6 protein-coding genes and 1 pseudogene are annotated in these 8,204 nt (G+C 59.4%); 2 read left to right on the top strand and 5 right to left on the bottom strand.

Features of this window, described 5'->3' with window-relative positions:
- The 4 genes and pseudogenes from AXE65_RS11495 to AXE65_RS11480 form a co-directional block, all read right to left on the bottom strand.
- The coding region (locus AXE65_RS11495) for a LysR family transcriptional regulator (protein WP_153015460.1) at positions 1–456 on the bottom strand (456 nt) is incomplete at its 3' end.
- Between the two features lie 108 nt (positions 457–564).
- Positions 565–2,331, bottom strand: a complete 1,767-nt coding sequence (locus AXE65_RS11490; protein ID WP_068392488.1) for an ABC transporter ATP-binding protein — start codon at positions 2,329–2,331, stop codon at positions 565–567.
- Positions 2,328–4,142, bottom strand: coding sequence for an ABC transporter ATP-binding protein (locus tag AXE65_RS11485; protein ID WP_068392486.1), 1,815 nt, complete (start codon positions 4,140–4,142; stop codon positions 2,328–2,330). Before AXE65_RS11485 ends, AXE65_RS11490 begins: the two co-directional genes overlap by 4 nt.
- A 626-nt stretch (positions 4,143–4,768) precedes the next feature.
- Positions 4,769–6,325: pseudogene (locus AXE65_RS11480) on the bottom strand ((2,3-dihydroxybenzoyl)adenylate synthase); the annotation flags it as partial.
- A gap of 220 nt (positions 6,326–6,545) precedes the next feature.
- Between AXE65_RS11480 and AXE65_RS13635 the strand changes: the two are divergent.
- Both AXE65_RS13635 and AXE65_RS13420 read left to right on the top strand, forming a co-directional pair.
- Positions 6,546–7,019, top strand: coding sequence for a 4'-phosphopantetheinyl transferase family protein (locus AXE65_RS13635; RefSeq protein ID WP_068392484.1), 474 nt, complete (start codon positions 6,546–6,548; stop codon positions 7,017–7,019).
- Entirely contained in the window at positions 6,997–7,380 is a 384-nt protein-coding gene (locus AXE65_RS13420) for a 4'-phosphopantetheinyl transferase superfamily protein (RefSeq protein WP_079214153.1), read from the top strand. Before AXE65_RS13635 ends, AXE65_RS13420 begins: the two co-directional genes overlap by 23 nt.
- On the opposite strand, the gene AXE65_RS11470 is transcribed toward AXE65_RS13420, so the two are convergent.
- The coding region (locus AXE65_RS11470; protein ID WP_068392482.1) for a helix-turn-helix transcriptional regulator at positions 7,345–8,204 on the bottom strand (860 nt) is incomplete at its 5' end. The genes AXE65_RS13420 and AXE65_RS11470 overlap by 36 nt on opposite strands.

The following is an 8,204-nucleotide window of genomic DNA, read 5'->3' as shown; positions in this document are numbered from 1 at the left end:
GCCCGTTTCGGCAGTACATGCCAGCCCGAGGACAAAATCGCCGCAGCGTAGCCCGCGCAACTGTTCGGACAGCGTGACTTCCGACAGATGTATTTCGGTTTCGGGTTCTTCCTCGCGGCAACGCGCCAGAAATGCAGACAATCGCGGGTCAATTACGCCATCGGATACGGCAATCTGCAAACTGCCGCGCAGGCCGGATGCCACTGCCTTGACGTTTTCGCGTACCTGCTCCATCACGGTCAGCAACCTGCGGGCTTCTTTCAAAAAGGTGCGTCCCGCCGAGGTCAAGCGGGTGCCGCGCCGGTCCCGGTGAAAGAGCGTCACACCCAAATCATCCTCAAGTTCCTTGATGTTGCGCGATAGCGGCGATTGCTCAATATGCAAACGCTCTGCTGCCCGCGTGAAGTGCAGCTCCTCGGCAAGAATGACAAAGCGGCGAAGGTGGTGCAGTTCCATTGGACTCTCCAGATTAAATAATGCCTCCCTGTTTGACTTCAAATTAACGGTTGACCGTTAATCAATCACTGAATTGGTATTGCTTTGTTTCCAGGCAACATAGAAAAATCAGGCTGCCCGCAACCGCCACTGCTGCGCCTGTTGCTGTCGCGTCCACATACGCGCATACAAGCCGTTTTGCGACAACAGCCCCGCATGCGTCCCCTGTTCAATCAGCCGTCCTTTGTTCAGCACCAGAATCTGGTCGGCGTAGCGCACGTTTTTCAGGTGGTGGGCAATCACCACGACGGTGCGTCCACGCGCCAGTTCGGCAATGGCGCGTTGAATCTGGGCTTCGGCGGAAGGATCCACGCTGGCGGTGGCTTCGTCCAGCAGCAGCACGGGGGCATCTTTAAGTAGCGCACGGGCGATTGAGAGTCGTTGACGCTCGCCGCCTGAAAGGGTGGCACCGCCTTCGTCAAGCACGGTGTCGTAGCCTTGCGGCAGGGCTTCGATAAAGTCGTGCGCCTGTGCCCGCCAGGCGGCTTCAATGACATCTTCACGACTGGCATCGGGTTTGCCGATGCGGATGTTATCGAGCACCGTGCCGGAAAACAGCAACACGTCCTGAAACACCATCGCCACCTGTTGGTGCAGGGCATGGGTGCCGATGTCGCGCACATCCACGCCGCCCACGCGGATGGCTCCATCGTCCACATCCCACAAGCGGGCAATCAGGTGAACCAGGGTGCTTTTGCCCGCGCCGCTGGGGCCGACTACGGCGGTCAGTTGTCTGGCCGGAATCCGGCAGGACAGGTCAAACAATGCGGGCGGATGCGTCTGGTCTTGTTCGTCGTCATGGGCATAGGCGAAATGTACGTGGTCAAACACAATGTCATGCCCTTGCGGCGCTTTGGGTGTGGCCGGTTCGGGCATGGTCTCCTCATGCAGGATGTGTTCAATCCGTGTCAATGCGCGGCGGGCAAAACGCAGCATCAAGGTGGACAGCCCGACCTCGAACAGTTGCCGGTAGACCGGCAAGGCGAGCACCAAAAACAGCAACAGGGTGGAAGGTGTGAGCGTGCCATCGGCCAGCCACCATGCCCCGGCCAGCACCAAGCACAGATAGCCGGTTTCCAGCAGGAAGCCATAGGCCGCGAGCCAAGGGGCCGGTTTGATTTCCACCGCCAGCAGGGCCTGGTGATGTTCGTGCAAGTCGGTTTGCAGGTGCTGCCAGACCATCCCGAACCGTCCAAAGCTGCGGATGACGGCAATGCCCTGCACGTATTCCAGCAAGGCCGATTGGGCCGTGCTGCTTGCCGTCATCATGCGGGTGCTGGGCCGGGCGGCAACGCGCTGGCTCCACGCCAATGCCAACAAGGCCAGCGGAATGCCTGCCAAGACCACCAGTGCCAGCCGCCAGTCGATCCAGAGCAGGAACAGGACGAGAAAGACCGGCATGGCAAGGCCCGAGACGAAAACGCCCAGAAAGTGCGACCACAGGTGTTCGACCAGTTCCAGATCCGAGGTCAGGCGCGCGCCCAAGTCGCCGCTGCGCTGCCTGCCGAACCAGCCCATCGGCAATGTGCGCAGGTGGTCGGCAATGCGCAAGCGCGCCTGACCCATCATTGCGTAGGCACCACTGAAAATCAGCGGCATGCCTATCCGGGCGGCCAGCATGCGCAGCATCACGCACATCGCCATCAGCAGCCCATAAGTCCAGATGTACGCGGGCGTGAGGCTGCCCGCAAACACGCCCTGCAACAGCAGGTACAGCAGCAGGCAGGGTGCGGCGGCCAACAGCCCTTCGGCAACGGCCCAGGTCAGGCCGCGCAGCAGGCGTGCATCGCGCAGGCCCGAGAGGCGAAAGCCCGATTGCATCAGTTCGCGTATCATGCGTGCGGCTCCGCTTCTGTGCGCGTATGGCCCAATGACCAGTCGCGCGCGCCTTCATGATCGCGCCACAGGCGCTGGTAGCCTGGACAGTGTTCGAGAAGTTCGGCGTGCGTACCCTGCCCGACCAGGGTGCCGCCATCCATGACCACGATATGGTCGGCGTGCATCACGCTGTGCAAGCGATGAGCAATCATCAGCACGGTGCGGTCTTGGCACAGCGTATCCAGCGCCTGTTGGATCAGGGCTTCATTTTCGGCATCGACGCTGGCGGTGGCCTCGTCCAGCAGCAGGATGGGCGCATCTTTGAGCAGGGCGCGGGCGATGGACAGGCGTTGGCGCTCACCGCCGGACAGGCGTGCGCCACGTTCGCCCAAGGCGGTGTCGTAGCCTTGTGGCAAGGCCATGATGAACTCGTGCGCACACGCGGCACGCGCCGCCGCTTCGATTTGCGCGTCGCTGGCATCGGGGCGGGCCATGGCGAGGTTGTCGTGCACCGTGCCATGAAACAGAAAGACCTCCTGAAACACGATGCCAAGACGCGCCAACAAGGCATCCAGTGGCCACTGGCGCACGTCCACACCACCGATGCGCAATTCGCCAAATTCAAACTCGTATAGGCGCGGTATCAGCCTTGCCAGCGTGCTTTTGCCCGAACCACTGGCACCCACCAGCGCGGTCAACCGGCCTGCCCCGGCGTGAAAGCTGACATCCTCCAAGGCCAGCGATTCGCCGTAGCAGTGGCGGATGTGGATGAACTCAATGTCCAGAGCGGCATCGGGGACGTATGCGTTGACCGCCTCACTCACTACCGGCGCTTGCAGCACGGCATCCACGCGCTGCATGGCCTGGGCACGTTGGAATTGTTCGCCCAGCGCGAAGGTCAGGCGCAGCAGCGGTGCCAGAACGGCGGGGGCAACCAGCAGAAATAGAACGTAAGTCGGCAGGTCCAGCGTGTCTTGGGTATACAGCCACGCGCCCAGCGGCGCGACGATAACCAGATTGGCGGTCAACAACCCGGTAAACATCACCCAGCCACCGGAACTGTGTCTGGCATAGTCCTGTACCCAAACCACCGCGCCGCGCACGGCGCTTGCCAGTTCGCCAAAGGAGCGGGCATCCAGCCCGAAACTCTTGACCACGTGGACGCCGCGCACATATTCGCCGACCTGATTGGCAATGCGCTTTTGCAACTCGCCCCACTCGCGCATGCGCTCGCCCATGCCGCGCATCCACCACCACTGCGCCAGTACGGCCAGTGGCAATGGCACAAGCGCCGCCAGCGCCAGACGCCAATCCGCCACGAACAGCAACGCCAGCGCCATGACCGGCACAGTTGCCGCCGCGACCACATCAGGGAGCATATGGGCGAAAAATCCTTCAAGACCGTTGACATCATCGGTAAGTGTGCGCCGCAGACTGCCCGAGCCGCGTCCGGCAAAGAACGACAACGGCACCTGATTCAGGCGCTGCACCAGTGCCAACCGCAGCCGATGCTGGATGGCGAATGCCCCGACGTGCGCCAGCACATGGCTTGCCACCATCAGCGCCCAGCGCAGGAACAACAGCCCCAGCGCCCACCAGGACAGCCGCCACACCGCCTCCATGTCCGGCTGCGCGGAAAACAGTTCCACCGCGATGCGGTAGATACACCACAGGGGCGCAATGCTCAGCGCTGCGGACGCAATGGCAGTCACAACGGCCCAAGCCAGCGGCCAGATAGCGATGCGCAGCAGGTTGCCGAAATGGAGCGGTGTTGGGATGGGAGTGGAGGGCATGGTATTGATACCGTGCTGCTCAGAATTCCATGTCATGCCTGTTCTCGCAGGATATGAGCGACGGCCGCTTGTACGTGCGGCGGCTGTAGGCAAGACAGGTGATTACCTTCAATGCGTTCGACGCGGATGTCGCCCAGGGCGATCCCGGTCCAGAATGTTTTCATGTCCGGTTGTAAACCGGGTAAAAAGTGCAATTCCTCATCGTCGTGCAGCAAATGCAGGTTGCCTGCAAACGGCTCGGGTGGATAGCAAGCCACTGCACGCAAGCTGTGACGGAAGATATGAAACAGGCTCTCGATTTGCGCGTTATCCACTTCCCACGCCTTGGTCGAGACGGTTGCTGCCAAAGCTGAAAGTCGTTGTGATGCAGGCTGTTTCGCCAGTTGGGCGTAACATTCGCCGACTTCGCGCAATTCGCCGTTCAGTTGTTGCAAACAACCAACTGGCAGGTGTTCACCATGGCGCTCACGCAGAACGTGTAGTGCCCGCGCCAGTTGCGTGTTGTCTACCGTATGACCGGCAGCAGCAATGTCGGCACCGAGCAGACCACCAAAGGCGCGTTCAAGCAGCAGGTCGTCATCAATGCGATAGCGAAAGCGGTCACTGCTGATGACGGTGACGGGGGCAAGCGTCATACCTGCCCGCTTGGTGTCCACCGCTCGCCGAGCGAGTGCGGCCAAGCGACGTTTGTCGATCTTGCCTACGTTGGTCAGCGGCCAAGCCACCGAGATTTCGAGCTGGTCAGGCAGCTTGTGCCGTGGCAGACCACGCGAACGCAAAAAATCGTGCAGCTCGCGCAGGCTCGGTGCCTCACCTTGCGCGACGATGAAGGCGCAACTGCGTTCACCGAGATCGGTATCATCAAGTGCAATCACGACTGCATCCTGCACGGCAGGATGTTCGCGCAGGTGCTGCTCAATCTCGGCAGTGGCGATTTTTTCTCCTGCGCGATTGATTTGTTCTTTCAAACGTCCTTCGACGACCAGATTGCCTTCCAGTGTGCGTCGTACCAGATCGCCAGAACGGTAGTAGCCGTCTGCCGTGAAAGCGGTCGAGCCGTCTTGTGTGGCACCGTAGTAGCTGTGGATGGTGTAAGGGCCGCACGTGAGCAACTCGCCGGTTTCTCCGGGAGCCACATCAATGCCTTGCGCATCAACGATGCGAACCTCATCGTGGGGCGACAGTGGACGTCCCTGACTGTGATGAACTACTTCGTCGGGGTCGTTCAGGCGGGTATAGCATAACAATCCTTCGGCCATACCAAACACTTGTTGCAGTCGGCAACCAAGGACTGGCGTGATTTGTCGCGCCAATTCTGGTTCCAGTCGCGCACCACCGACTTGCAACCATTGCAGACTGGACAAATCCGAGGTGTCTCCTTCACGGGCGTGCAGCCACAACTGTACGAGCGGCGGAACGAGCGCTGTAATGTTGACGCGCTCACGGGCAATCAACGAGAACGCCTCATCGCTGCTGGGGGTGTGCGCCATAACCACGCGGCCACCGGCGAAGAGGGTGCCGAGCACGCCTGGGCATGCAAGCGGAAAATTGTGGGCAATCGGCAACGCCGCGAGGTAGACGCTATCAGCCGTCAGACCGCATAAAGTAGCCGAGGCTTGAGCGTTGTAGGCGTAGTCGGCATGGGTGCGCGGTATCAGCTTGGGTGTCCCGGTGGTGCCGCCAGACTGGAGCAGCAAGGCCGTGCTGTTTGGATGCGGCGCGGAAGGCAAACTAAGCGGCGCGGCTTCCAAGGCTTCAAGCGTCAGGTGGCATCCCGCATCCCCATCGACAATCAGGTGTTGCAAGTAAGGACACCGGGCTTGCAGGGTTTCGGCCATTGAGCGATGATCGAAGCCCAAGAAGCGATCCGGCACGATGCAGGCAACTGGCAGAGCTTGTGCGCACAAACCTTCCAGGTCGCGTAGCCGTTGCGATGGCATCGCCAGCAGCGGCAACGCCCCCACGCGCATCAGCGCGAACAGCGATACAACAAACGCGATGCTGTTGGGTAATTGCAGCAGCACGCAGTCGCCGTGTTGAACGCCCAAGACGGTAAAACCTGCGGCAAGACGATCAGCACGCTGATCCAGTTCCGCGTAGCTGCAACGAGAATCGCCCTCCACCAATGCCACACGTCCGCCATAGCGCTGCGCCCACTGGTGTAAATGTTGACCGAGCGTCAGCCGCTGCCAGTATCCCTCACGTTCATAGCATTCGATGTCGGCATCTGACCAACCGGCGGCATGAGATTGCACGGGGTGACTCCATCACGCCAAACAAGGCGCATCAATAACGATGAAGAGAATCATTATTGATGCTGCTTGGCAGGACTACCCGAAAACGGATGGTATTCCCCGCATCAGAATTCTTTGGTGCGGAATGTGATGCTCGGATGGATCGACGATGGCGAGCCAAAATTCATCCGGTTTCGGGGATTGAATGACTGAATCGGGTAGCGCTCCTTCACAAGCGGCGCACAAGATTGATGCCAGCAGTCCGCTGTATGGTCATCGTTTGTCCTTGAAGTTGGCGTTCTGCCTATACCGTTGGGTGGCGATAGTGGGACGAATTGGTGACATGGTGAAGACATTGCGGCCTGGAGAAATGCTGGTCGTTTGTGCGTCGGTCGTACACGCAGCCACATGGCCTGTGACGTGGCTCGATGTCAGGGAACAGCAGCGTCTGTGTACGTATCGTTTCGCAGTTGATCGCCGTCGTCATCACGCGGCACATGTCCTCAAACGCTGGGTAATCGGGCAACTTTTGGGGCTTCCACCACAAAATCCTGTATTCATGGTGGATAAACGTGGCAAACCCCATATCGCCGGATATTGTCTGCACTTCAACCTGTCTCACAGTGGTGAGTGGGTCGTCGTGGCGCTGCGTCGTGATGCCGAGGTTGGTTGGCATTGATGTGGAGCAGACACGCGAACAAACCGCCGGTATACCTTGGCCGACGATCTGCCATCCTGACGAACCAGACCTGACAGATACGGCATCGTTTCTAAAAATCTGGACGCTCAAAGAGGCAGTCAGCAAGTTTTGTGGCGAAGGATTGATGCTCGAATTTACGCGCCTGCGTTTGCGGTCAGATGCACAAACGGATTTCTGTTGTGATGATGGGCAACGTCGTTGGCGAGCTTGGTACGGCATGCTCGATGCCGATACCCATTTGGCCGTTGCCTCGACCTTGGCTTGGTCGCGCCTGCGGTGGTTGCAGGTAGCGTCTGACTATTCCCTACACCAACGCCTTGCGACGTGCCTCACTGGGTAACACGCCAAACTGCTTGCGAAATGCCACGCTGAAATGGCTGATATTGCTGTAGCCCAGTAGGGATGCGGTTTCGGTGACGCTGTTGGTCTGTAACAGCGCCAGTGCGCGTTCCATGCGCTCGCGTTGGAACAGTCCATAAGTGGTTGTGCCGAAAAGCACTTTGAACCCCTGTTTGATTTTGAGTTGGTTCAATCCGGTGTCCCGCGCCAACTGTTCGATGGTGGGCGGGCTGCTCAAGTCGCTCAACAGTCGCTCGCGGGCTAGCCAAAGCAGGCGGCATTCCCGTGAACAAATCCGGTCATTTGTCTCATTGGCATGCAGGTTTTTCAGATGCCAGGCGATGAATTCCAGCGCTGCCGCCTGCACCAGCAGAGCGCAAGGGTGGGCGGCGGTCAGCAGATTCGCCAGTCTGGCAGCCGCATCACGGATATGGGTGTTGTTGGGATTGAGGAGCAGACAACACGCGTTGCGGGTGTCCAGACACTTTAACCCGTACGCATCGCCCGCCAGTTCAAACAAAGACGGCGCTGCGATGCGTAGCTCGACATTGCACCAATCAGGACTGCAATCCAGATGGAACCCGGCATCCGGGGCAAATGAAGCCAGTACATTGCTTGGGTTCAATTCAAAATCGCCCCTTGCCTGACACACGCGGGTGCTGCCGCGCAACTGGCAGATGAAATGGATTCGGGCATCTTCCGGCCCTTCCGTGACAGCCTGAAAATGTTGCCTGACCTCGGTACCAATTATGAAACGACAGACAAAGACAATTTCCACTTTTAAGCGTAAATAACTGTTTATGCTTGACTTGTCTGCTTGGCTAG

Source organism: Ventosimonas gracilis (assembly GCF_001580025.1).
Lineage (GTDB): Bacteria > Pseudomonadota > Gammaproteobacteria > Pseudomonadales > Pseudomonadaceae > Ventosimonas > Ventosimonas gracilis.
This window is presented reverse-complemented; position numbering and strand designations above follow the sequence as displayed.

Bases quoted from the DNA above. Each gene is read 5' to 3' on its own strand.
- AXE65_RS11490 (WP_068392488.1), bottom strand. From the start codon at position 2,331: ATGATACGCGAACTGATGCAATCGGGCTTTCGCCTCTCGGGCCTGCGC.
- AXE65_RS11485 (WP_068392486.1), bottom strand. From the start codon at position 4,142: ATGACATGGAATTCTGAGCAGCACGGTATCAATACCATGCCCTCCACT.
- AXE65_RS13635 (WP_068392484.1), top strand. From the start codon at position 6,546: ATGACTGAATCGGGTAGCGCTCCTTCACAAGCGGCGCACAAGATTGAT.
- AXE65_RS13420 (WP_079214153.1), top strand. From the start codon at position 6,997: ATGCCGAGGTTGGTTGGCATTGATGTGGAGCAGACACGCGAACAAACC.